This is a genomic window from Jiulongibacter sp. NS-SX5 (genome assembly GCF_052828545.1).
On record NZ_CM128248.1, the window covers coordinates 1449818 to 1474686 of the forward strand.

Here is a 24869-nt window from a genome sequence, read left to right on the forward strand (position 1 = left end):
CAGTGCAAAGATTAATGGTCTGCGTGAGCTGCGTTATATCCGGCTGCAAATACAACTGTTTCCAGTATAGCACCCAAGATAAAAATGAACAGATCGCCAAAAATTGCCAACACCGCCATAATTACAAGGTAAATAAGAATTAAAGCCCAGTTTGGCAGTCCAGCTTTTACAGTTTCAGACATTGGTTTACTTTTTTCAGTGAATTAAACTCTGCTACAAAACTAACAAAAAACCCTTTTTAGAAATCTTATTGACCTGATTCTTTCGTTAATTTTGAGTTAGCACTTTGCTCTGGCAATATGACAAAATCCTTTTTTCGTGCTCTTCTCCTCATAAACCTGCTTTCTGCATATTGTTTTGCACAGCAAAACGATTATTACAAACTACCAAAAGAAAGAGAAATAGAAGATGGCCGTATTACACTTCCAAACCTTAAAACTAATGACGTCTACTGGTACGCATCAGTAAATGGTGGACTCAAAATCCAGCAAAGCGAGCTAACAAATAGCTATGAGGGAAGAATTCAAACAATTCAACCGAATAAACTGTACTGGGAAGCCAGCCTGGGGCTTAATAAAGCAGATCTTTGGCAATTTGAACTCGGTTATTTAAATAACCCTCTAAGCCTGGAGTATCAGTTATTTGACCGATCCAATAGATTAGTACCCTTCTTTTTTAATGGAAGTTTTACAGATCATTCGTTTTCAGCGACCTATAAAAAAAGACTTTTCACTTTAGATAAAGTCACCAGAAAAACCAGACTGAATCTACTACTCGGTCTAAAGTACTCGCCTATGGCCGAAGCTCAGACCATCAATGATTTTGATATCACTTACATTCCTCCTCTGGGCGGACGAGGCATAGTAGATACATTGGCCATAAAGTCATCCTTTGATTTAGATTCACCTTGGTTTAGCGGCATTACCGGCCTTGAATTAATTGGCCGAGTAGCCGACCCCATCGAGATTGGCTTATTTGGTAAACTTCTAATTGATTCTAAAAATACTTTTGGTGCATCAATAAATGTGGAAAGCACCTCCAGTACAGCTTTAGAGAGCAGACTTCGCCTAAACCAACTAAACTGGCTTATGGGTGTTACTCTTCGATGGAATTTCCATCACGCTATAGAATACACGTCAAAAGAACCATAGATTTTCATGAAATAATCATGGTTTTGAGGTCAGAAAATGGTAAACTTGTATACAGAATTTCCTGAAATCAAAAACTTAAACTAATGAGTAAATTCGCAGAATGCATGGAGTCATACATGGCTCAAAATTCAGACCTAAACCTTGGACTAAGCGAGGCTCTTCTTACGGGAGTAGCTAAAGGTCTTGGCCCTTCTATTTATAACGCAGATGCTTCAAAAGTATCTGGAAGTGACAAAGCAGAACTTGACCGAGTAAAGACTAATTTTCTTATCAAGAAATTAGGCCTGAGCGATGGTCCTGAACTAGACGCTGCAATTGCAGAAGTTATGGAGAAGATGGGTTCATCAAACAGAAATAAATACAGAGCTGTAGTATATGCTCTTCTTGCTGTTAAATTCGGTAAAGAAAGTATGTACGTTTAAGTCAATAAACTTTTTATAAGAAGCCTTGGTTAGACTAGCCAAGGCTTTTTTGTTTTATGAAGCATATAGGAATTTTTATTGTAAGGCTCTATCAGGCCGCCTTATCTCCATGGTTTCCTCCATCGTGCAGGTTCACGCCTACATGTTCAGATTATTCTGTTCAAGCCTTTGAAAAACATGGCTTTTTCAAAGGTCTTTACCTTACCATAAACAGATTACGAAAATGCCACCCATGGGGCGGAAGCGGCTACGACCCCGTTCCATAAGATTTAGGACATTATAAAGAAGCAACTTAACTTATCCAATATTTTGACGTTTTGAAACTGTGGATACTAAGTCACAGATGAAATGTCATTAAATTTGAACAAATGAAAGTTCATTGGACTCTCATTAACAGCAAAATCACAGTTTAAGAAATCAGAAAACAATTACTCGTAGTGAGCGATACAGCACAAAAAAGGAAGTACATTATTGATTACGACAGTACTTTCAGCCAGGTAGAAGGTCTTGACGAACTAGCAAGAATTGCACTACAAGGCACTCCAAATCAAGATGAGACTGTACAAAAGATCAAAGACCTGACAGATCAGGGAATGAGTGGTGAGATCACTTTCGCTGAGGCTTTGAGTCAAAGACTGGCACTATTGAACGCCAATAAATCTCATGTTGAAGCATTGGTTGCCTTTTTGAAAACGAAAATCTCCAAATCTTTCGCCAGAAATAAGGTCTTCTTTGACCACTGTGCAGAGGATGTGATCATACTTTCCAGTGGATTTAAAGATTTCATTGTACCGGTAGCTACTGAACTTGGTGTACTGGAAGAGAATATTTATGCCAATACGTTCACTTATGATGCCGAAGGAAATATAACCGGAGCTGATCAAGAGAATCCACTGGCTGGTAACGGTGGTAAAATAAAGCTGGTAGAGTCTCTGGAACTAGACGCTGAGATTCATGTCATTGGAGATGGCTTTACTGATTATGAAATCAAGCAAAGTGGCTTAGCTCAGTTTTTCTATGCATTCACAGAAAATGTGGAAAGGCCGGCTGTAATGGAGAAGGCTGATCACGTGGTCAAAAGTCTTGATGAGTTTTTATGGTTAAATCACTTACCTAGAAGCCAGTCTTACCCTAAATCAAGAATTAAAGTTCTTCTTTTAGAGAATGTTCATCAGGCAGCCGTGGAATCTTTCAAAGAGGAAGGTTTTGATGTGGAGTTTCACAAAGGAGCAATGGGCGAGAAAGAGCTTTGTGAAAAGATCAAAGGTGTATCAATAATTGGTATTCGTTCTAAGACGAATATTACTCCAAAGGTTTTGGAGAACGCAGATAAGCTTATCGCTGTAGGTGCATTCTGTATTGGTACTAACCAAATAGACTTAGATGGCTGTACGGAAAGAGGTATCGCCGTTTTCAATGCTCCATATAGCAATACCCGTTCAGTAGTAGAACTGGCTATCGGAGAAATGATAATGCTGATCAGAAAAATCCCTTCAAATAGCGAAAGAATGCATAAGGGGGTTTGGAACAAGTCAGCAAAGAACTCTTATGAAATCAGAGGTAAAAAGCTAGGTTTAATAGGCTACGGACATATCGGTATGCAGTTATCTGTTGTAGCTGAAGCCATGGGTATGGAAGTGTATTTCTATGATGCCGTAGATCAGATGCCGATTGGTAATGCAATCAAATGCAGAACCATGGAAGAGGTCTTCAATACTGTTGATGTAGTTTCACTTCACATCGACGGAAGACCTGAAAATAAAAACCTGATCGGCAAGAAGGAATTTGACCAAATGAAAGATGGGGCTATTTTCCTTAACTTGGCCAGAGGTTTTGTAGTAGAAATCCCTGCTTTAGTAGAAGCATTAAAATCAGGTAAACTGGCCGGAGCTGGCGTAGATGTGTTCCCGAAGGAACCACGTACCAATGACGATCCTTTTGAAAGTGAATTGATGGGGCTTGAAAATGTCATTCTATCTCCTCACGTAGGTGGAAGCACTGAAGAAGCTCAGGAGATGATTGGACATTATGTGCCAGAGAGATTGCTGGAATACATCAATAACGGAAGTACAACAGGTAGTGTTAACCTTCCTGAAGTTCAGTTACCGGTGTTAACTGATAGTCACCGTCTTCTTCATATTCATAAGAACGTACCAGGTATTATGGCAAAAATCAATACCATTTTTGCTAAGCATAATATTAACGTCAGAGGTCAATACCTCAAAACAAATGAAACTGTTGGTTACGTGATCGTTGATGTTGCGATCTCGTATACTCCGGAGTTCCTCGAAGAATTACGAGAGATACCAGAGACCATTAAGTTTAGAAAGTTATTCTAAAATGAACTCCGGCAGAGATGTCGGAGTTTTTTATTTTTAGACCTGAGCGTTAGCTTTTTCTCGTTTCGAAGAGAACGAGATCATAAATTGAAATAATCATGAATACTAACCCTGTAACGATCGTAACCGGAGCCACTTCTGGTATCGGAAAATCAACTGCCAAAATCCTTTCTGAGAAAGGCCATGAAATCATTGTTGTTGCAAGAAATAAGGATAAGGCAAATGATTTATTGAAAGAACTTGGTGATGACAGTCGTTTTATTCAGTGTGATTTCAGTAACCTTCAGTCGGTACACGATGCCGCTTTAAAGATTATCGAGACCACACCTGTTATTGATAACCTGATCAATAATGCAGGTGCTATTTTTGACAAAAGGGAATTAACCAAAGATGGTTTTGAGCAACATTTTGGTGTAAATCACCTTGCCCCTTTCTTATTAACCACTAAGCTTCTACCACTCATTTTAAAGTCTGATGGCAAGATTATCAATGTAGCTTCTGACATTTACAAACAAGCTAAACCAGATCTCAATAATCTTCAGCTTGAGAATGGATATTCTCCTATGCTTGGCTATGCTAATTCTAAACTGTTTAATATCCTTTTCACCAAAGAATTAAGCAAAAGGTACCGAATCCAAAACCTTAAGGCGTACGCCTTACATCCTGGTGTCATCAAATCTGGCTTTGGTGATTCTCTTAACGGTTTCTTTAAGCTTATGATGATCTTAGCTAAGCCGTTTATGAAAAGCCCGGACCAGGGAGCAGCCACCTCGGCTTATCTTGCCTCTGAAGAAGACCCGAAGGCTCCGTCAGGAAGTTATTTTAAAAATAGCCAGTTGACAAGAACTGCAGATCAGCTGGTCAATGAGGATTTGGCTGCCAAAATCTGGAATATTTCAGAGGAAATGACCTCCAAATACAAATAAAACCTCTGCGATTTCTCACAGAGGCTCTTGAAGATATGGGTTGAATAAATATCTTAAGTGTCTTCACCTTTTTTCAAAGTGATTACAATCACCCCGTTTGATGCTCTGGAACCATAGATTCCTGTACTTGAGGCATCTTTAAGAACAGATACTGATTTAATGTAATTTGAAGGCACCATATCATAAATGGTGGAAAAGCCTCCGTTTACCTGCATACCATTGATCACAAATAAAGGCTCAGAATCTCCGACAAATGAATTTGCCAATCCTCTGATTCTGATGACCGCACTTCTACCTTCTCCACTCACCAAAACACCTGCCACACCTCTTAAATAAGTTTCTAATGGTATGGCCTGATGCACCTCTTCTACTACCGCAGCAGAACCCGTGTAATTACGATCACTTTGCGTGGTATAACCATCGCTAATCTCCTTTTTCTTTTCGTTATTTTGTATTGAACCTGCACGGTTTGCACAGGACGCTGCCGCAAAAACAACGGCCAGGCCTAAAAATCCAGATAGTAGTCTTCTCATTATTGTACTAGTTTATCTAATAAAAATAATGTTTCTAATTGATTTAGAGAAGTTTAGGACCCTAAGAAATGTAATTATTTATTTTATTATATTTTCAATATTTATTGAATTATCAATCTTTCCATTATTTCCAATAATTAATATTCGCCAAAAGCTGCTATTTTGCAGGAAAACAAGGAATTCATGAAAGACTGGAAAGCCAAATGGCACGAAATCATTTTCGAGGCTGATACAAAAGAAGGTAAACTCTTTGATGTCATTCTTCTTTGGCTAATCGTCGGATCTGTAATATTGGTGATGCTGGGCAGTGTCGAAAGCCTAAATCAACGCTTTGGACTACTCTTTAATAACCTTGAATGGATCATCAGTACACTGTTTAGCATCGAATACCTCATGCGTATTCTGGTTTTAAAAAGACCAATGAAATATGTGATTAGCTTTTACGGGGTCATCGACCTCCTCTCCCTTGTACCCAAATACCTCTCGATATTTATAGCTGGCTCACATGCTCTCATTGCTTTGCGATCTTTACGGCTTTTAAGAATGTTCCGTATTTTAAAGCTGGGTACCTACGTTGGAGAATCCAATAAGCTTATGACGGCTTTGATTGCTTCCAGGACCAAAATCTCAGTCTTCCTTTTTGCTATTTTAATACTTTGTACCATTCTTGGTACTGTAATGTATCTGGTGGAAGATAACTCGTCAGGTTTCACGAGTATTCCAAGGAGTATCTATTGGGCTATCGTGACAATGACAACAGTGGGTTATGGAGATATTGCACCGCAAACCGTTGTTGGACAGTTTATCGCCAGTATTATGATGATTATGGGTTATGGCATTATCGCTATTCCTACCGGAATTGTGAGCTCAGAAATTGTGAAACAACAACCTGGCAAGGCCTCACTTAATACTCAATCTTGTCCGAACTGCGGAGCAGAAAAGCATGACACCTTTGCCAAATTCTGTTACCGCTGTGGTGAAAGACTAGAAGGTTAAAGCCTGCTTACCATTTCTTTAATAATCAAAGTCATAGAAGGCTCTGCCTTAAATGCTGCAGCAAGTATTTTCTCTATCTCAGCCTTCTGAAGCGTTTCTGGAATACCCATATCGGTAATCACTGATATCGCAAAAACTGGCAAAGCCATCTGAATAGCTACCAAGGCTTCTGGTACGGTGCTCATTCCCACTGCGTCTGCTCCTACCATTCTCAATAGTCGATACTCTGCCTTTGTCTCCAGATTAGGTCCACTCACTGAAACGTAAACCCCTTCCTGCATTCTTTCAATACCTTCTTCTTTGGCAATAGTCTTTGCCAAGTCTATCATAGTTTGATCATAAGGCTCTGACATATCCGGGAATCTATCTCCCATAATGCATTCACCTACCAAAGGATTCTCAGGCAAGAATAGTGCAATATGGTCATTGATGATCATCAGATCACTTTCCTTGAAGTCGGGATTCATACCTCCACTGGCATTGGAGATAAACAGACGCTCTATTCCCAGGGTCTTCATAACTCTTACCGGAAAGGTCACCTGCTCCATAGAATGCCCTTCATAATAATGAAATCTGCCACTCATGCAGACCACTTTCTTTCCTCCCAGGTGACCAAAGACGAGTTTCCCCGGGTGAAATTCTACCGTAGCCTCCACAAAATCAGGGATATCTGCGTAAGGTATTTCATAAGCCACCTCGATTTCTTTCAATAAACCTCCCAGCCCGGTCCCCAAAATGATTCCGAATTGAGGAGAAAAATTGTCTGTGCTTTTTTGAAGAAAATCTGCTGCTTGATTGATTCTATCTAGTAAACTCATATTGCTTTATTTGAAATACAGTTACGGAATGGATGGCCTTGAAGATGACATAAAAAAAGGGTTAAACCTAACGGTCTAACCCTTCCTTTTTTAAATATCTTATGTGCTTACAAAGAAAGCGTTCCTTTTCTGGCTGCTTGTACTAATGTAGCATCCAATCCTTTCTTGTTGATTGTACGCATTGCTTTAGTAGAAACTTTAAGCTCAACCCATACACCTTCAGACTCTAAGAAGAATTTCTTCTTCTGAAGATTCGGATAAAACTTACGCTTTGTTTTATTGTTAGCGTGAGAAACATTGTTACCCACTCTTGTTCTCTTACCGGTGATTTGACAAACCTTAGACATAATCGCTACTATTTAGATTTCTGTCGCTTTCACGAAACGACCACTCAATTGGGCTGCAAATATCGACATATCTTTTTAGAATGCCAACACCCCTTTTAAAATTTATTTGACACAAAAGTAGTCCTTTAATTCTTATCCCTCAGTTATTTAGGCACTTATTTGGTACTAAACTGATCTTCCTTGTCTTTGAATAAGACATTGAAAGTAGTCATTGACCCATAACATCGAGTTATATATTGCTGAATATCAACTTTTGACTGATCATCCAGATCAGAAGAATTCACCTTTTGCTCCAGCACCCTTAATTTATCCCGCATCATCACTATTTTATGAAAAAAGGTCTCTTTCGGTAGTTCTTTACTGCTCAGTTCTGTGTTTGCGGGTTGTAGAATAAGCTTCCCTCCTTTCCATCGGTCAGCAATATTGACAACTTCAGCTGAACCCATCCATTTGTTGAGTAATTGCTTAAACACTCATTCTACCTCCCACATGCTCACCAGGTCATCCTCAGGTTCTACATATTCGATAATCTCAAAATTATAGTCAAGGTCAATTTTCTCTCTGCCTTGATTGTAAAAAGCAACTAAATAGTGATGTGGATGAACCTGAATGACCACACCCTGCCCAAAATCTTCATGTTTTACACGGGTTCCTATACCAAGTATTTTCATTGATCAGTGATTTTATAAGTGAATGAGCATTTTTGACTTGCTCAGAATGGGGTATTTCAAAGCATGTGCCAATTCTCAAATTTGAGATATTTACAATCAACTCAAATAATTTTTAGACTACTCTAAATTTTTATTTATATTTGTATAATATTTATTTCAAATACAACTGTACATGCAGAAAATAATAAGCCTTCTACTCTTCACTTTTCTGGCCTTTGGAGCTACTGCTCAGGAGATCAGAGGTAAGATTCTGAATTCAAACGAAGAGCCCATTCCTTTTGCTGCGGTACAGTTTCAAGAAAACAACTCGGGAACTTTATGTGATGAGAACGGCGAGTTTTCCATAGAAACAAATCTGAATTCAGGAAGTCTGAAAATTTCTGCTGTAGGATACAAGGATCAAATCATTGAGCTTGACGGTCAAACTTTTATTAGCGTCATTATGGAGTCCGCAAATACTGCATTTGAAGAGGTAGTGGTAACTGGGACACTTAATCCAGTGAGTAGAATGGAATCTCCTGTACCTGTAGAGATTTACACGCCTAAGTTTTTTCAAAGAAACCCAACACCAAACGTTTTTGAAGCTTTGCAAAATGTAAATGGCGTAAGGCCACAGGTCAATTGTAATGTTTGTAATACCGGCGATATCCATATCAATGGACTTGAGGGACCATACACCATGGTGCTACTAGATGGGATGCCCATAGTCAGTGGACTGTCTACAGTATATGGGCTGAGCGGAATTCCAAACTCGATGATTGAACGAATAGAAATTGTTAAAGGGCCTGCTTCTTCACTTTATGGTAGCGAAGCTGTCGGCGGTTTAATCAATATTATCACTAAATCCGCCGCAAAAGCCCCCAAATTCACCGCAGATGTGATGGCTACCTCCTGGACCGAAAAAAATATTGATCTTGGATTCAAAAAGTCATTTAGTAATGGTTTTGATGCCCTCACTGGTGTCAATTATTACCATTACGGTAAGCCAATTGATAATAACGGAGACAATTTCACTGACCTTACACTTCAAAACCGAGTCAGCGTTTTTCAAAAGCTTCAGTTGACAAAAAACAGAAAAACTGTCTTTAACGTAGCCGGCCGGTATTTTTATGAAGACCGCTGGGGTGGAGAAATGAACTGGACTCCGACCTTTAGAGGTGGTGACCAGGTTTACGGTGAAAGCATCTACACCCAACGGTGGGAAGTTCTGGGTAAATATCAACTACCTACTCATGAGGATGTTTCTCTTTCTGTTTCTTATAATGATCATGAGCAAAACTCGGTTTATGGAGACACCCCATATCTGGCGAGACAGAAGATTGCCTTTGGGCAATTGCTATGGCTAAAAGGCATAAATAAACATCAATTTTCTACCGGCTTAGCCGTTAGAAATACCTTTTATAATGATAATACACCCGCCACAGCCAGTTCTGAAAACTTAGACATTGATCAGCCGAATAACACTTTCCTTCCGGGAGTTTTTGTGCAAGATGAAATCAAAGTTACAGACAAATTCAATGTTCTGGGAGGCTACCGATTAGATTACCACCCTACTCACAAGTTGATACATACCCCTAGGTTGGCTCTGAAGTACTCACCTACTCCTCAGCAGGTGGTTCGCTTTAATGTAGGTACCGGTTTTAGAGTAGTCAACGTCTTTACAGAAGATCACGCTGCCTTAACTGGAGCCAGAGATGTCATTATAAACGAGGAACTCTTACCCGAGCGTAGCACAAACCTTAATTTGAACTACATGGGCAAATTGGTTACTTCCTCCAATAGCTATATAGGACTAGACGCCACAGCATTTTATACCTATTTTTATAATAGAATTACACCAGATTACGAGACCAACACCGATCAGATTATTTATAGAAATCTTGACGGCCATTCTGTCTCAAAAGGGATTTCAGCTAATATCGATTTCAATGCAGCTAATGGTTTCTCGGCCTCTATAGGCGGCACCTTGATGGACAATAGAATTGTAGAGAACGGAGTAAGCCGAGTTCCACTTCTCACCGAAAGATTCCAAGGCGTATGGTCCTTTGCTACACCTGTTTTTTCTCCAAACCTGACTTTCAGTTATACAGGAAACCTCTATAGCCCTATGGATTTACCCGTGTTAGGAGAATTAGATCCTCGCCCATCCAGCTCTCCTTGGTGGAGTATCCAGAATATCCAACTGAGTTACAAGCATGCAAAAAGTGGCTTTGAAATTTATGGTGGCATAAAGAATCTTCTTGATTTTACGCCTGCGGCCAATAGCATCGCCAGAGCCCATGATCCTTTCGATAGAATGGTGGATTTTGATGCAGAAGGCAATGTTCTGCCTACTGCAGAAAACCCTTATGCTCTGACCTTTGACCCTTCATATGTGTATGCTCCTAACCAAGGTCGTCGAGGCTTTATAGGTTTACGTTGGAACTTAGACTGAGCATCATTGTAAATTCATTGGGATTGGTTTTATTTGAGTATTCAACCCTAATGAAACATGAAGAATCTATTGAGCCTGCTGCTGGCAGGATTCATTATGGTCTCTTGCACCGAAAAAAAAGAGACCACGGCTCCTAATATTATATACATCCTGGCAGATGACCTTGGCTACGGCGACTTAAGCTCTTTTGGTCAAACTCATTTTGAGACTCCACACATAGATCAGCTGGCAGCCGAAGGAATGAAATTCACTCGTCATTATGCCGGCAATACCGTTTGTGCTCCTTCCAGATGTACCCTGATGACCGGAAAACATAATGGCCACGCACGAGTAAGAGGTAATCAACGAGTGCCACTGGAGCCAGAGGATGTGACCATTGCAGAGGTTTTGAAAGGGCAAGGATACAGAACAGCCTTGATCGGTAAATGGGGACTTGGTGAAGAAGGAAGCACAGGCATACCTACAAAACAGGGCTTCGACTACTTTTTTGGGTATCTCAACCAAAGACATGCCCATAATCACTACCCTGAGTTTCTTTATGAAAATGAGGAGAAGGTTATACTGGGCAATGAAATGGAAAAAGAAGCTCCAAGAGAAGGTGTTTTTCAAGCTGGCTATTCTACGAATAAGAAAGTATACTCAAATGACCTCTTTACTCAAAAAGCAAAAGACTTTATCAATAAGAGTGATGAGCAACCTTTTTTCCTTTACCTGCCGCTGGTAGTACCGCATGCCAATAATGAAGCCGGCCATTATGGTCTATCAGGCATGGAAGTGCCAGATTTTTCAGAATTTGACAATAAAGACTGGCCCGAAAACCAGAAACGACATGCGGCCATGATCAGGGAACTTGATGAAACGGTAGGTCAGGTAATGGCGGCTCTAAAGGCGAAAGGATTGGATGAAAATACATTGGTAATTTTCACCAGCGATAACGGGCCTCATGCTGAAGGTGGAGCAGATCCTGATTTTTTTGACAGCAATGGCCCTCTTAGAGGTATCAAAAGGGCTCTTTACGAAGGAGGTATAAGAGTACCCACTATAGCCAGATGGCCAGGTAAAATCAAAGCAGGAACAGAAAACGATCACATTTCAGGATTCGTGGACATACCCGCTACTCTGGCAGAATTAAGCGGTGCCACATTCTCACATTCTACTGATGGTATTTCCTTTTTACCGTCTCTTCTGGGCAAAGAACAGCAGAAACATGATTTCATGTATTGGGAATTTTACGAACAAGGCGGCAAGCAGGGAGTCTTATTTGACAACCATAAACTTATCAAACTGAATGTCAATAAACCCGATGAAATGCAGATTGAGCTTTACAATTTATCAGAAGACTTAGGTGAAGAGAACAACATTGCTGAAGACCATCCCGATTTGGTCAAAAAAGGACTGGCTCTAATAGAGCAGGAACATACGTACTCCAAAGATTTTCATTTTGATACAGAAGAAAACCCTACAAAATAAAATGACAGACAAGAGAAGAGATTTTTTGAAGAAGATAGCCGGCACCGCCGGAATGGGCATGATGGCTGGAATGCCATTTCATGAAAACATTAGCAGAGCAATAAAGGCTGAATCTGCACCGCTTAAGAAATACAGCTCACCCAGATTAAAGTTTGCGGTAATAGGCATGAATCACGGGCATATTTATAGTATGACAGAAGCTATCAAGCGAGGAGGTGGAGAATTAAAATACTACTATGCCAAAGAACCTGAATTGAATAAAGCTTTTGGAGGGAGACATAAACAAGCCAAGCAAGCTCAAAGTGAAGAGCAGATTCTTAGCGATCCGGAAATTAAACTGGTCTTAAGTGCTGGCATTCCGAAAGATCGAGCTCCTTTGGGTATAAGAGTAATGAAGGCTGGCAAAGACTATATGGCGGATAAACCAGGGATCACCAGCCTGGAGCAACTGGCAGAAGTCAAAAAGGTGCAGAAAGCCACTGGTCGCATTTTCGCCATAGTTTACAGTGAACGCTTTGAAAACAGAGCCACTGTAAAAGCAAGTGAATTGGTGGCACAGGGTGCCATAGGGAGAGTGGTACAAACTATAGGCCTGGGGCCACATATCATTAGGAAAGAAACCAGACCAGACTGGTTCTTTGATATGGAAAATGTGGGTGGTATCATCACCGATATTGCTTCGCATCAATTTGACCAGTTCCTTCATTTTACCAACAGTACCTCCGCTGAAGTATTGGCATCTCAGGTCGGAAACTTCAATAATACCGACTATGACAACTTTGAGGACTTTGGTGATGCCATGGTCAAAGGAAATAACGGCTCGGGCTATGTGCGAGTGGACTGGTATACGCCCAAAGGTCTTGGTAGCTGGGGCGATGGCCGTTTGACCATCCTGGGTACAGATGGTTTCATTGAAATCAGAAAAAATATTGACCCTGCATCAGGTCATAAAGGTGGCAATCACCTCTACATGACCGACCATAAAGAGACCATTTATATGGATTGTAATAAAGTAGAACTGCCGTTTGGCCCGCAAATGGTGGATGATGTTCTGAACAGAACCAACACCGCCATGACTCAAGAGCATTGTTTTCTGGCTATGGAGTTAGCCTTGATAGCCCAGAAGAACGCCATCAAAATAGCATAATAAAAAAGAGACGCTTCAGCTGAGGCGTCTCTTTTGACTTACAATTTTGCTTTTTTGAAATTAGTATCCGTTTAACCGAAAACTTTTTGGGTTCGGTAGGTCAACTTGCAAAAACAGTACCGTTTAATCACTTTACCCTATGAAAATCAAAAAATATTCTATCCTGTTCTCAATATTTCTGCTGACATCCTCCTTCTGGACACTTTCTTGCCAAGAGGCTAAGGAGCCGGTTATAGAATCAGAGAAACCTAATATTTTATGGATTTCGGCCGAAGATCTAAGTCCTAGGATGGCTGCTTATGGTGATTCTACGGCTTCCACTCCTAACCTGGACAGACTGGCTCGTGAAGGGATTACTTACACCAATGCCTTTACCACTGCTGGTGTCTGTGCACCCAGCAGAAATTCCATAATTACAGGGAGATACCAAACCAGCAACGGTGGGCATAATATGCGTACCCTATGGAATACTTACCCAGAGCAGACGGGCCTTCCTAAAAGTTATAATTCTGTACCACCGGCTGGGGTCAAACTATTTCCAGAGTACTTAAAGGCCGCCGGTTATTACACCACAAATAATGTAAAAACCGACTACCAGTTTGAGGCTCCGCCTACAGTCTGGGATGAAGTAAGCAATACAGCCGACTGGAGAGGCCGTGAAGAAAATCAGCCATTTTTTAGTGTTATCAATTTTACCACTACACACGAGTCGCAGATATGGGCAAGGGCTAAAAACAAGATGCGAGTCGACCCAAGTACGGTACCTCTTCCACCCTATTACCCTGACCATGAGATCACCAGAACAGATGTGGCCAGACACTACAGCAATCTGGAGGAATTGGATGACCAAATTGGCGAAGTGCTCAAAAAACTCGAGGAAGATGGACTGTTGGAGAAAACCATCATTTTCTTTTGGGGCGATCACGGAGATGGGCTTCCTTTTTACAAAAGAGAGGTCTACAGGAGAGGCTTGTTAATTCCGTTAATAGCCCGTTTCCCGAATGGCTATAAGTCGGGCACTACGGAAGACAGATTTATCAGTGGAATAGACTTAGGCCCCACCATGCTTTCATTAGCAGCTCTGGAAACCACTGAACAAATGCAAGGCAAGGCGTTTGAAGGCAAGTATAAAACTCAGGAAGGGCATGAATACATTTTTGGAGCCAGAGATAGGCTGGATAGTGAATATGATCAGGTGAGGTCTGTGATGGATCGTCAGTACCAGTATGTCAAAAACTATTATCCTGAGAAGCCTTTGTATATGGACATTGCATTCCGTAAGAATATACCCACAATGAATTTGCTGCTGGAAATGCACGAAAAGGGGGAGCTTAATGAGGCACAGAGTTTATGGTTCAGAGAAACAAAACCAGAGGAAGAGTTATATGACTATATCGCCGATCCTTTTCAATTGAACAATCTGGCGGAAGACCCTGCCTATGCAGAAAAACTGGCAGAACTTAGAAAAGTGATGGAGAACTGGGTTGCCGATTCAGAAGACCTTGGCTCTATACAAGAGAAAGAATTGCTTACAGCCATGTGGAATGGTGATGATACTCCTCCCATAACTGCCGACGTACAGATTTACCAAACTTCGGATATGGTTAAGCTAAACTGCATGACCGCCGGAGCATCAATCGCTTACAGAAAAGAGAATTCTAAGCGATGGGAGGTCTACACCAAACCCCTAAATCTAGAGGCTGGCAACTATGAAACTATGGCTATGAGAGTAGGTTATGAACCGAGTGATACCTTGAGGTTTCGTGTGCGATAGGAAGATTACAGATTTCCGTTGTTGGACTTGGCAGAGCAGAAAAGAGCTTAAAAAGTTTAAGGTCATTCAGGTACTGAAATCCCAAGTCCAAAATTACATTCAAGGATGGCCGACTTTAACCTATGTGGTCGGAGAATAATTAAAATCTACTTTGAGCGATTATTATTAACGCATTGATTTTATATAATCTTAGATTATACATACTTTTCAAAAAAAAAGAATCCATTGAAAACGCTAAACCGCCTAAGTTTTATATTACTCCTTTTCGTCTGTCCTTTTTCTAGCTTCTCACAAAATTCTTACTCTAATCATCTTTGGGAAATCAGTGGAAATAATCTGCCGGCTCCTTCTTATTTGTTTGGAAGCATGCATCTTAATGATGAAGATTTATTCCAATTCGACGACTCCCTTTTTTCGGCTATCAAGAATTGTGAATTAATAGCCGCGGAAGTAAATATCATTGAGGTGGATTCAATTCTCATAGATTATTTCTACCAACGAATGATAGAGAAAAAGGAAGATAAGGATGAGAAAGGTGGTTTTGGTGAAAACATTGAGGACTCTTTTCAAAAAAATGGGATGCCTACTTTTCTTGACGGCTATTTGTTTCAAGTTGGATTGAACCTCGGTTTAGAACCGAGAGGTCTTGAAAAATCGTCTGATCAATTTAACCTTATTGACAACTTAGAAAATGACAAATCAAGCTTTGATCAGAACTCAGTAGAGTATCTTGAATTGAAAAGAATTTATTTAAGCAATGATTATAAAAAGCTGGAATCTTACGACAGTAAATTACCAATGACTTATAAAAGGGATCTGGAATTACAAAATAGAAATGTAATTCAGGCCAGTTCTTTTATAAAATTTGCACGACAAAAGCCAACATTCGGCATTGTTGGAGCTGCCCACCTGGTAGGTGAAAGGAACGTACTTTCTATATTGAAAAAGAAAGGCTACTCGGTCAGAAGAGTGAGAAAGGGTAAACCCAATAACGAAATCCACAATGTGTACAAATCTAGTAATGATACCGAATGGACAACAGTTATCAGTCAAAAGTTTCCTTTTCAGTTTTTGTCTATGTCTAACCTCCCTCCTAAAAGCTTCCAGGGAATAGGTGAAATAAATATTAGCTCGAATATCTCTAGAGGGGTCATATACTTGATGATGGCTTTACCTTCCTTTCTAGCAAATCCTGAAGTTATAGAGAATGGGTTAGTCAGCGAAATGCTAAATGATCAAGAGACTGAGATTAATCTAATGGTCGATACAGATAGTCTCCGAATAATTAACTTTTCAGGAATAGTCAATGATCTACCCTCACGATTTCAAATTACCATGACAGAGTCATATTCTGCTATTCAGATAGTAATAGGATTTAGTGAGACATCTTTAAATTTTTCAGGGGTTTCAACTTTCTTTCAGGGCCTGCAACCGACTATAAATGAATATAAGTTGGATCCTTGGATAAAGAGAAGATCTGAGAGTGGCGATTTCTATTTCAATTTCCCAAAAAATATAGAGATCATTGAAACAAATAGCCCAATGGAGGGATTTGAAGAAAGGGGTAAGATTAAAATTTATTACGGAGTATATCAAGATCCAAAGTCTAAAGATATTTATGTGGTAAGGTATAATGGTTTGTTACCTGGAGTAACATACCTAAAGCCATTAGACGCACTTAAACAACAGACAGAAATACTAGCGAATAATCAAAAAGCCAGAATAGAAGAATACTTTACTCTAATAGAAAAAAAAGTACCTACTGCGTATGCCGTTTTAAGAAAGGAGGGTGGAACATTTGTTTTTGTAAAAAACATGGTGAAGGGGTCAAGGAGCTTTATGCTTATTCAAAATTCAGAGAGTAATCAACGCGATTCTGCTTTTTTTAAGAGTAGTGGCTTTACAGATTCACTTCAAATTGGACTAGAACCTTTTTCTTATGAACCCTTTGGCATGAATATACTCATGCTTCCCAATGAATTTAGAGAAGATCCTGTTCAAAAAATGAACATGACAGAAACTGCTTATGCCTTTAATTCGGATCAAATAGGAATTGATGCAAGAATTTCTTTTACCAGTTTCGGCAAGTATAATCATCTTGATGTGGAAGATTTCCAGTACTCCAAAGATGATTTACTACTTACAGAGAGAGATTCAATATATACCTTAGAAACCGGGCTTCACGAAGGTATCTGCCCTTACTTTGATGTCACTTTCGAAGAGGATTCTACTTTTGTTTTGACCAGAGTCAAAAGTTTTATCTGTAATAACCATGAAACTTCCATAAAAGTTAGTGCCCCGCCAGCTTTGTTTAAAAATGAAGTTATCAATCAAATTTTCAATTCCATTGATCTAAGCATTGATAGTCTATCTACCTTAAAAATAACAGAGTCAAAAGCTCATAGGCTATTGGAAGATTTGCTTTCAGAAGATACTTTAATTTATAACAAAGCAGAACAGTCAATTTTTAATTATAAAGGTTTCAGAGAAGTAGATTTTGATGATTTGCTTAGAGCCATATCAAAAGAATATCCTTCGGAAGAGGTAAATAAACAACTGATAGATCGTTTGTACGAATTAGACTTCGACCCAGAAATGAGTCAGAAATTAAAGATTGTTTATGGGCAATCAAATAACGAAATATTGAAAAGATTTTGGATTGAAAATGAATCGTATAAGGGTGACAGCCTTCACTTTGACCGATTATTTTATTTTCTTGAAAACTCAAAGGATGGTCAAAGCATTGAGATTTACAACCTATTTGGTGAATTGAAGGATTCACTTGAGTTAATTGAAAAATTCTATAAACCAATAAAAACATTAGTAAATAGAGACATTGCTAGAGACAATGCCCTGTTTCTCCTTAGTCAATGGTTTTATGTTGACACGGCTTTCCAAGGTTTAAAGGATGATAAATTATGGTTTGAGGAGAAAGTCCGACAAGGGGTAGATCAATATCTTTCTGAAGCAAAAGAAGGGGAGTATATTGCTAATTACCTAGATACCTATTTGACGCACTGTATTTCTTGTTATCGAGTAAAAGAATTGGAAGTAAAGCTGATTAAAAACCAAGAGGAATACACTTTATTTATTCTTATTGAAAATAAATTAAAGAAAAAAGAAAAAGTAAACAAGCAACTTATTGAGGCAAGTTTAAACAGTTACTTGGCATATAATGTTCATTCCATTTATGCTAACTACAACAAGAGTTTACCGAAAAAATGGAGAGCCGCACCCGAAGTTGCTAAAGCACTCTTTAATACAATGTCCTATGAATATAACGACTTTTGGGTAGAAAATGTAAGTATTCATGAGTCATTTAAAACTGAAATGAATCCTTCTGAAACCTTGTATTTAATCAAAGGTAAACTAAGAGGTTCAGAAGAAATGATAATTGGACTTGTTGGCCCATTTGTGAACGGAGAATATCAATCTGAAGCGTCAAAGATAGTATTTGACAAAATACAAGAAGGTGTCTCAATAAAAGAATACAAAGATAAACTATCTGCGTGGATTCTGGAGTACTATTGAGAAGCTCCTTATCCGATAGCAATTTTCTCTGCTTTTGCAGACAGTATTCTTTGAATCCAAGATTGTTCGATTCTGGAGCAAATGACTTTTATTTTTCTGATCCTAAATCATAGTTTTATTTCTACTACCTCAAAGCTTCTAATTGATGAAGTTTTAATATTTTTTAAAATAGTTCTTTTCTCTAAGCCGACTTTCTTGTAGTCTTCATCTTTTAATAAAAGTACGTTCAATTTTTGAGGATTGTTTCTACTATAAACCTCTGGGTATTTTTGCCCAATTGGGTTTAATAGTTTGCCTTCCGAAAGTGTTATTGGAAAATTAATCTCCCTGGTCGCTTTAATCTTAATACCCCTAAAGGTATTAAATTCATTATTAAGCATATCCCCGGACTTAGAGAATGAAGTATAATCTGTATCACGACCCAAAGTAAAATGTTGATTTTGGTTTAGGTCAATGTAAAATTAGACTTTGACCCTTTTTGTATAAAACAAACCAGCAAGGCTTAAAAGAAGAGTCAAAAAAAGAAACCTAAAGTGAATCTTAATTGACTAATTGAAATAACTCTTTCCATAGGTCATTCTTAAGACAATGAATATTCAAATAAACGGGACTTAAGGATTCACTTTCTAAGTCGAGGCCTTGTATACTCTTTTATCCTTATATCAACCTTGATAAAAAGATTTCATTTCAATCAGAGAACTAATAATTGCGTGTTACCAATCACTTTTTGAGCGAAGCATAGTAAATCTCATACCAATCCTCTTTGCTTAGTTGGATATCCGTAGCTGTGGCTACATTGGCGATACGTTCTTGCTTTAGCGATCCTATGATTGGCAGTACACCAAGACTCATGAGCCAGGCGACGGCTATTTGTTCCAAATTGGCATCGTGCTTTTCGGCGACCACATTGAGTACTTTCCTGATTCGGATAGCTTGCTCAGTGCCTCCTTCCAAAATTTCACCTCCTGCCAAAGGTGCCCAAACCAGTGGCTTAGAGTATTGTTCTTTGATAAAATCTATTCGTCCATCACGGATTGGGCTTGTATCCAGCAGATTGAGCTCAATATGGCTGGTAACGATGGGCACACTAAGGTATTTAGAAAGAAGTTTGTGCTGATCACCCGTAAAATTAGCAATACCGATATGCTTGGCTTTGCCCGTATGCACAATATGCTGTAGAACCACCGCCGTTTCCTCAGGATTAGCCGTGTAATCAAAGCCATTGAGAAGGAACATATCCAGATAGTCTGTGTTCAACTCTTTGAGGAAGTTATCGACCGAGTCTAACAGATATTGACGGGAATTGTCAAAATACGTGAATCCGCTTCTATCTTTTCTGATTCCGCATTTGGCAAAGACCACGATATCCTCTCTTTTGACACCTTTTTGGTCTAAGATACCACCCACTACCTGTTCGGTTTGTAGCTGAGCAGAAGTATCGCCATAATCAAAAGTATTGATACCGAGTTCCAGACAGGTCTCTATAATGGCCTCTGCCCTTTTGGGATCAGCCATTTTCTCATGCTCCCATCTCCAGAAACTGTAGATGGCTTTTGAAACTTTGGGTCCGCTATCGCTTAAATATACCTTTTGCATAAGAAGAATCAGATTGTCAGGTTTTGTTGTACGAGAAAGCCTCGTCTTCTATGCAAAAATAGGAGATAGAACTTATCAGCCCTTAACCTTGCAGGTTTTAATTCCAAACAAGGTGTAGAGAGGACAAAAACTTACCATGCTGGTCAGCACAAAAATGATAGCAATGACTGTAAGCACAGTACCTAAAGTACCCGCAATAGTGCCATTATAAATCAAGAAGCCTAATACTGCTGCTATTACCACGCGAATGAGTCTATCCGCATTTCCCATGTTCTTTTTCATTTTCTCTAAGGTTTTAATTGAACACTTGAAGGTATACCACTACTGTAAGTATTAAAGTGACCTTTCTCACATTCAGGCATGTTTTAGCTTTGGTTTCTTCACTAAATCTGAAGATTGACGCCTTATTTTCATGCATTTGTGGTTTGGTCATCTTAAACCGTTATTTTTGCAGCCTGAAATTCAAAAACTAAGCATAATGTCTTTAAAAGTAGGAATTGTAGGACTACCTAATGTTGGTAAATCAACGCTTTTTAATGCGGTATCTACCTCGGCCAAAGCTCAGGCGAGCAATTACCGTTTCTGTACAATTGACCCAAACGTAGGTCTGGTAGATGTTCCGGATGAGCGTCTGAAGAAATTAACAGAGTTGGTAAACCCGAAAAAGACAATCCCTACACAGATAGAAGTGGTAGACATCGCAGGTTTGGTAAAAGGAGCCAGCCGAGGTGAAGGTTTAGGAAATAAATTCCTGGGGAATATTAGAGAGGTAGATGCCATCATTCACGTTATCAGATGTTTTGAAGATGAAAATGTCATGAGAGATGAAGGGGACATCAACCCTGTTGGTGATAAAGAAATTATTGACACCGAGCTTCAGCTTAAAGATCTTGAAAGCATTGATAAGAAGCTTCAGAAGATCTCAAAAGCTGCACGTGTAGGTGGCGATGCCAAAATGAAGGCAGAACTAGCCGTAGTGGAGAAATGCAAAGATTGGTTAGAGCAAGGCAAAAACATCAGAGAGCTAGGTCTGACAAAAGAGGAGCTGCCTGCAGTAGCAGATTTGTTCTTATTGACCATCAAACCAACGCTTTATGTGGCCAATGTGGATGAGGAAAGCATGCATACCGGCAATAAATTCTCTGAAGCTCTTCAAAAAGCAGCTGATAATGAAGGTGCTGAGATGATTGTGCTGAACAATAACATTGAAGCTCAAATAGCAGAAATGGAAGACCCGGAAGACAAAGCCATGTTCTTTGAAGAATATGGAATGAATGAAGCTGGTCTTGATGTGCTGATAAGAGCTGCATACAAACTGCTAAGCCTAAATACCTACTTCACAGCAGGTGAGCAGGAAGTAAGAGCCTGGACCATTAAAGATGGCTGGAAAGCCCCTCAGGCCGCCGGTGTTATTCACACCGATTTTGAAAAAGGGTTCATCAAAGCTGAGGTCATAGGCTATGATGACTATGTCAATTATGGCTCTGAGCAAGCTTGCAAAGAAGCTGGCAAATTGAGAATTGAAGGTAAAGAGTATTTAGTTAAAGATGGTGACGTCATGCACTTCCGCTTTAACGTTTAAAGCTTTTCCAGGATCTCAAACATAGCTTTTGAAGGAATTAAATAGCCGTAAGTAGCCCATGTATCGGGATCTAGCTTACGGCTTTTTTTGAATCCCAGCGTATCGGTCAATTGATCTAATTCTGTAATTCCGTATCTCCTGAGTTCTCTGGATTCCATGGCAACAAACCGGAGGTCCCAGACAGCGTCAGACTTGAATTTTCGGTCCAATTTCTCCTCATATCTTAGAGCTATACGGGCACGATTTTCATGCAAAACCCATTTCCCTTCAGTATATCTGTATTGGCTCACAAAACTTAATGAATCCCCGGTGACTTTGACATTGGTAAATCCCTTGCCTATCACTTCTTTCAAGGCTTTTGGGGTTAGGGCATAGACCATTTTCACAATTGACTTTGAATCTACATCAATATAAATTATCCCTTCCCTACCTCCTCTCAGGTTCGGCGATTTAGGTTTGAATTTTACGGCATATAAAGCCAGACTATCATAAGGAATTATAAGAGAGTCTACCTCAAAATCATACTTCTTTAGAGCCGAGGGCTTCAGAAAATCTGGTCGGTCTGTTTCTATAGCTCTGGTGGTGACAGCAGGACCATTAACCATTTGCCAGCTCTCCACTTTTTTGGCCTGCCCCTTCATATCCAGCATTCTATGTTTGAGTGCTTTTACTCTGCCGGTCGTTTCTTTATCCTCCGGAAAACGCTCCACACGCAAAACAGCTTCTCTTATTTTAACAACCCCCACATCTTTAATGGTGGCCGTTTCCTGATAAAAACCATTTTGAAGCATTCCATTCTTATAATGATTCGCGGCCATTGAGTCCAAAGCAGACTGTACCAATCCTCTGGCATTAGAAATACCCAATCTTACATTAATAGGCGGCACTTGTCTCAAATTGACAAACAGCGTATCATCATGATTGTAGTTGGCCAAGGTAATATCAGATGACTGATAACCAATCGCCGAAATTTTGACAATGGCAGAGTCCGTGAGAATATTTGGATATTTCAAGATGAAAAGCCCTTCCTTATTTACACCGGAGCTAAACCCACCATATTGAACACTAATAATAGCCTCCTCTAGTGGCTGAAAGGTTTCAGCGTCTACCACCTTACCCAAAAGGCTTGCAAAACCCTGTGCACTAATACTTTGAGATAAAATTAGTAAGGAGAAAAGAAGAGCACAAAATGATTTTTGAATCATGCTGATTTTTTTGGAATTTAGATGAGAACAAACTTAAGCCTTCGAATATCCCAAATACGTAGAAAACTGTACCGTTGATCCTCTCAAAAGTACCAACGACCAAACTATACAATACGGGATAAATACTTCAACTAAATTTGAATTGAAAACTACAAAGCAATGAAATCATTGAACAAACGAATCTCGCTAATTTTCGCTGCATTGGTAATAACGGCTTCGGCAAATGCCCAGATTTTCAGCCCGGAAAGAATCAAAAACAGAATAAAAGATAGAGCTAAAGACAGAACAGCTCAGGAAGTTGACAATAGAGTGGACCGTGGTGTCGATAAGGTGCTGGACGGTCTGTTTGGGACAGTAGATAAAGGGGCAAAAGCAGCTACAGATGCTGTAAAAGAAGGTGCATCCAGCTCAAAAGAATCTGACGGCACTGAGACCTCAAACGAAGAAATGAGTCAGGAAGATGCCATGGGCATGCTAAGTGGCCTACTTGGTGGTATGGGAGGCGGAGCAGAACCTGCCGGCTCTTATGATTTTGAATCTTCTTACACCATGAAACTCATCACCAAAGAAGGAAATGAGGAAAATGAGTTTTTGGTAAAATACCACTTTACTGACAATGGCGAATACTTTGGTTCTGAAATACTAAGTATGGGCAAAGACGCCCCAAAAGGTATGGATGGTCAGTTTATGGTCTATGACTTGGCCAACAGCACCATGTTTACCTTCATGAACATGAATGGCCAGAAAAATATGATGTCAATTGGCATGAAGAATCTGGAGGATTCTGCTGAAGGTAAAATCAATAGCGACATCTCTGAAACTACTTACACCAATACCGGCAAAACTAAAGTCATAGCAGGCTACACTTGTGAAGGCTTATTAATGGAGCAGGACGGCGAAAAATACCTGGCTTGGATTAGTAAAGGAAGAGTACCGGTAGTTTCTGCTTATTATAAGTCAATGAGCAAAGCCAACTCAGCAGGTAAAGCAGGGTTAAAATTTGATTATGGTTCTAACCAACAAATGCTCAATATGATGAAAGAAGGTAGAGCTTTACTTGGTATGGACTATCTGGATGAAAAAGAAGGTACTTCTATGGAGGTCATTGAAGTCAAGGCATCTGATGATTTCACCTTTAATACTAGTGGATACTCTAACATGATGGATTTCAATAAAATCATGCAGGAAGCTCAACAACAACAAACTGAACAAGGAGAAGACTAAACGCAGTCAGTTCTCATTTAAAACAAGAAATAGCCATGAAAACATTTAAATTATTGGCAGCAGGAATGCTGCTGACAGGGACTTTTTTGCTCAATTCATGCGGCGAAAAAGACGAAACTCCAGAACCTTTAGCCGAGCTTATTGACTACCAAAACTTTGAAGGGAGAATTACGAAATCGATCTATTATGACCCTTCAGGAAATGCCGTCAGAACCGCAACTGACACCATTTACTATGGCTATCAGGAAAACATCAATGGCGAAATCTGGTATGGATCAGAAACTGGTTTCTTATTTACCCGAAATGACGCTGAGGGCTTATTAGGCTACTATAAGCCTTTAAATGAGCAATATCTTATGTATAAATACCCTGCAAAAAAGGGAGAAAGATACATGTCTAAGTCTACACAAGGAGCCTCTTATAATAATGAAGAGGGCAACCCATTTAATACGACTGTGTTTGAAATGCTGGTAGCTGATACCAACGCCTCCTTTACCATGACAATGGTTAATGGCCAATACTCTGGTCTTATGCACTATATCAAAGAGAAAACAACACAAGGAGTAAGCAACAGTATATCTCCTGCAGAGTGGTATATATTACCTGGAAAAGGCACGCTTGCCTTTAGAGCATTCTATGATGAAGATTTTGAAAGCATCTCAGTTTATAGCGAAACCATCGCCTTCTTTTAAGAAACACAAAC

24 protein-coding genes are annotated in these 24869 nt (G+C 39.6%); 14 read left to right on the forward strand and 10 right to left on the reverse strand.

Annotated elements, in window-relative coordinates; all coding sequences use genetic code 11:
- Nucleotides 1-11: 11 nt before the first annotated feature.
- Nucleotides 12-182: a hypothetical protein gene (locus ACUXV0_RS06515; RefSeq protein ID WP_446192267.1), complete on the reverse strand. Its 171-nt coding sequence runs from the start codon at nt 180-182 to the stop codon at nt 12-14.
- Nucleotides 183-299: 117 nt separating this feature from the next.
- On the opposite strand from ACUXV0_RS06515, the gene ACUXV0_RS06520 reads away from it, so the two are divergent.
- The 5 genes from ACUXV0_RS06520 to ACUXV0_RS06540 all read left to right on the forward strand — a co-directional run bounded on the left by ACUXV0_RS06520 (nt 300) and on the right by ACUXV0_RS06540 (nt 4838).
- Nucleotides 300-1151 (forward strand): hypothetical protein, encoded by an 852-nt coding sequence (locus tag ACUXV0_RS06520; protein WP_446192268.1) that lies wholly within the window; start codon nt 300-302, stop codon nt 1149-1151.
- 83 nt (nt 1152-1234) lie between these two features.
- Complete coding sequence (locus ACUXV0_RS06525) at nt 1235-1573, forward strand: DUF2853 family protein (RefSeq protein WP_446192269.1); 339 nt, start codon at nt 1235-1237, stop codon at nt 1571-1573.
- A gap of 56 nt (nt 1574-1629) precedes the next feature.
- On the forward strand, nt 1630-1839 hold the full coding sequence (yidD, locus tag ACUXV0_RS06530; protein WP_446192270.1) for a membrane protein insertion efficiency factor YidD: 210 nt from the start codon (nt 1630-1632) through the stop codon (nt 1837-1839).
- 171 nt (nt 1840-2010) lie between these two features.
- Nucleotides 2011-3912, forward strand: a complete 1902-nt coding sequence (gene serA, locus ACUXV0_RS06535; RefSeq protein WP_446192271.1) for a phosphoglycerate dehydrogenase — start codon at nt 2011-2013, stop codon at nt 3910-3912.
- 98 nt (nt 3913-4010) lie between these two features.
- Nucleotides 4011-4838 carry an SDR family NAD(P)-dependent oxidoreductase gene (locus ACUXV0_RS06540; RefSeq protein WP_446192272.1) on the forward strand — a complete coding sequence of 276 codons (828 nt, stop codon included), beginning with the start codon at nt 4011-4013 and terminating at the stop codon, nt 4836-4838.
- Nucleotides 4839-4891: 53 nt separating this feature from the next.
- Here ACUXV0_RS06540 and ACUXV0_RS06545 read toward each other — a convergent pair whose 3' ends face one another.
- The gene (locus ACUXV0_RS06545) at nt 4892-5371 is read right to left on the reverse strand and encodes a TonB-dependent receptor plug domain-containing protein (RefSeq protein WP_446192273.1); all 480 of its coding nucleotides are present in this window, start codon (nt 5369-5371) and stop codon (nt 4892-4894) included.
- A 183-nt stretch (nt 5372-5554) separates the two neighbouring features.
- Between ACUXV0_RS06545 and ACUXV0_RS06550 the strand changes: the two genes are divergently transcribed.
- On the forward strand, nt 5555-6367 hold the full coding sequence (locus ACUXV0_RS06550) for an ion transporter (protein ID WP_446192274.1): 813 nt from the start codon (nt 5555-5557) through the stop codon (nt 6365-6367).
- Here ACUXV0_RS06550 and ACUXV0_RS06555 read toward each other — a convergent pair.
- The 4 genes from ACUXV0_RS06555 to ACUXV0_RS06570 all read right to left on the reverse strand — a co-directional run bounded on the left by ACUXV0_RS06555 (nt 6364) and on the right by ACUXV0_RS06570 (nt 8203).
- On the reverse strand, nt 6364-7185 hold the full coding sequence (locus ACUXV0_RS06555) for a purine-nucleoside phosphorylase (protein WP_446192275.1): 822 nt from the start codon (nt 7183-7185) through the stop codon (nt 6364-6366). The two genes, ACUXV0_RS06550 and ACUXV0_RS06555, sit on opposite strands and share 4 nt — an antisense overlap.
- Nucleotides 7186-7292: 107 nt before the next feature.
- The gene (gene rpmB / locus ACUXV0_RS06560; RefSeq protein ID WP_055149157.1) at nt 7293-7532 is read right to left on the reverse strand and encodes a 50S ribosomal protein L28; all 240 of its coding nucleotides are present in this window, start codon (nt 7530-7532) and stop codon (nt 7293-7295) included.
- Between the two features lie 155 nt (nt 7533-7687).
- Nucleotides 7688-8005, reverse strand: a complete 318-nt coding sequence (locus ACUXV0_RS06565) for a hypothetical protein (RefSeq protein ID WP_446192276.1) — start codon at nt 8003-8005, stop codon at nt 7688-7690.
- Nucleotides 8006-8203, reverse strand: a complete 198-nt coding sequence (locus ACUXV0_RS06570) for a hypothetical protein (RefSeq protein WP_446192277.1) — start codon at nt 8201-8203, stop codon at nt 8006-8008.
- Nucleotides 8204-8375: 172 nt separating this feature from the next.
- Here ACUXV0_RS06570 and ACUXV0_RS06575 point away from each other — a divergent pair, with 172 nt between their 5' ends.
- From ACUXV0_RS06575 to ACUXV0_RS06595, 5 genes are all read left to right on the forward strand, one after another.
- Nucleotides 8376-10637, forward strand: a complete 2262-nt coding sequence (locus ACUXV0_RS06575; RefSeq protein WP_446192278.1) for a TonB-dependent receptor — start codon at nt 8376-8378, stop codon at nt 10635-10637.
- 57 nt (nt 10638-10694) lie between these two features.
- Nucleotides 10695-12107 (forward strand): arylsulfatase, encoded by a 1413-nt coding sequence (locus ACUXV0_RS06580; RefSeq protein ID WP_446192279.1) that lies wholly within the window; start codon nt 10695-10697, stop codon nt 12105-12107.
- Nucleotide 12108: 1 nt separating this feature from the next.
- Entirely contained in the window at nt 12109-13254 is a 1146-nt protein-coding gene (locus ACUXV0_RS06585; RefSeq protein WP_446192280.1) for a Gfo/Idh/MocA family protein, read from the forward strand.
- A 139-nt stretch (nt 13255-13393) separates the two neighbouring features.
- Nucleotides 13394-15028, forward strand: coding sequence for a sulfatase family protein (locus ACUXV0_RS06590; protein WP_446192281.1), 1635 nt, complete (start codon nt 13394-13396; stop codon nt 15026-15028).
- A 501-nt stretch (nt 15029-15529) separates the two neighbouring features.
- Nucleotides 15530-18559: a TraB/GumN family protein gene (locus ACUXV0_RS06595; protein WP_446192801.1), complete on the forward strand. Its 3030-nt coding sequence runs from the start codon at nt 15530-15532 to the stop codon at nt 18557-18559.
- Between the two features lie 107 nt (nt 18560-18666).
- On the opposite strand, the gene ACUXV0_RS06600 is transcribed toward ACUXV0_RS06595, so the two are convergent.
- The 3 genes from ACUXV0_RS06600 to ACUXV0_RS06610 all read right to left on the reverse strand — a co-directional run bounded on the left by ACUXV0_RS06600 (nt 18667) and on the right by ACUXV0_RS06610 (nt 20437).
- On the reverse strand, nt 18667-18939 hold the full coding sequence (locus tag ACUXV0_RS06600; RefSeq protein ID WP_446192282.1) for a hypothetical protein: 273 nt from the start codon (nt 18937-18939) through the stop codon (nt 18667-18669).
- A 340-nt stretch (nt 18940-19279) separates the two neighbouring features.
- The gene (locus ACUXV0_RS06605) at nt 19280-20155 is read right to left on the reverse strand and encodes an aldo/keto reductase (protein ID WP_446192283.1); all 876 of its coding nucleotides are present in this window, start codon (nt 20153-20155) and stop codon (nt 19280-19282) included.
- 75 nt (nt 20156-20230) lie between these two features.
- Nucleotides 20231-20437 carry a YgaP family membrane protein gene (locus tag ACUXV0_RS06610; protein ID WP_446192284.1) on the reverse strand — a complete coding sequence of 69 codons (207 nt, stop codon included), beginning with the start codon at nt 20435-20437 and terminating at the stop codon, nt 20231-20233.
- Nucleotides 20438-20633: 196 nt separating this feature from the next.
- Here ACUXV0_RS06610 and ychF point away from each other — a divergent pair, with 196 nt between their 5' ends.
- Nucleotides 20634-21737, forward strand: a complete 1104-nt coding sequence (gene ychF, locus ACUXV0_RS06615) for a redox-regulated ATPase YchF (RefSeq protein ID WP_446192285.1) — start codon at nt 20634-20636, stop codon at nt 21735-21737.
- Here ychF and ACUXV0_RS06620 read toward each other — a convergent pair.
- Nucleotides 21734-22942 carry a hypothetical protein gene (locus ACUXV0_RS06620; protein ID WP_446192286.1) on the reverse strand — a complete coding sequence of 403 codons (1209 nt, stop codon included), beginning with the start codon at nt 22940-22942 and terminating at the stop codon, nt 21734-21736. The genes ychF and ACUXV0_RS06620 overlap by 4 nt on opposite strands.
- Before the next feature lie 159 nt (nt 22943-23101).
- Here ACUXV0_RS06620 and ACUXV0_RS06625 point away from each other — a divergent pair, with 159 nt between their 5' ends.
- Both ACUXV0_RS06625 and ACUXV0_RS06630 read left to right on the forward strand, forming a co-directional pair.
- The gene (locus ACUXV0_RS06625) at nt 23102-24166 is read left to right on the forward strand and encodes a DUF4412 domain-containing protein (RefSeq protein ID WP_446192287.1); all 1065 of its coding nucleotides are present in this window, start codon (nt 23102-23104) and stop codon (nt 24164-24166) included.
- Between the two features lie 35 nt (nt 24167-24201).
- Complete coding sequence (locus ACUXV0_RS06630) at nt 24202-24858, forward strand: hypothetical protein (RefSeq protein ID WP_446192288.1); 657 nt, start codon at nt 24202-24204, stop codon at nt 24856-24858.
- The last annotated feature ends 11 nt before the right edge of the window (nt 24859-24869 follow it).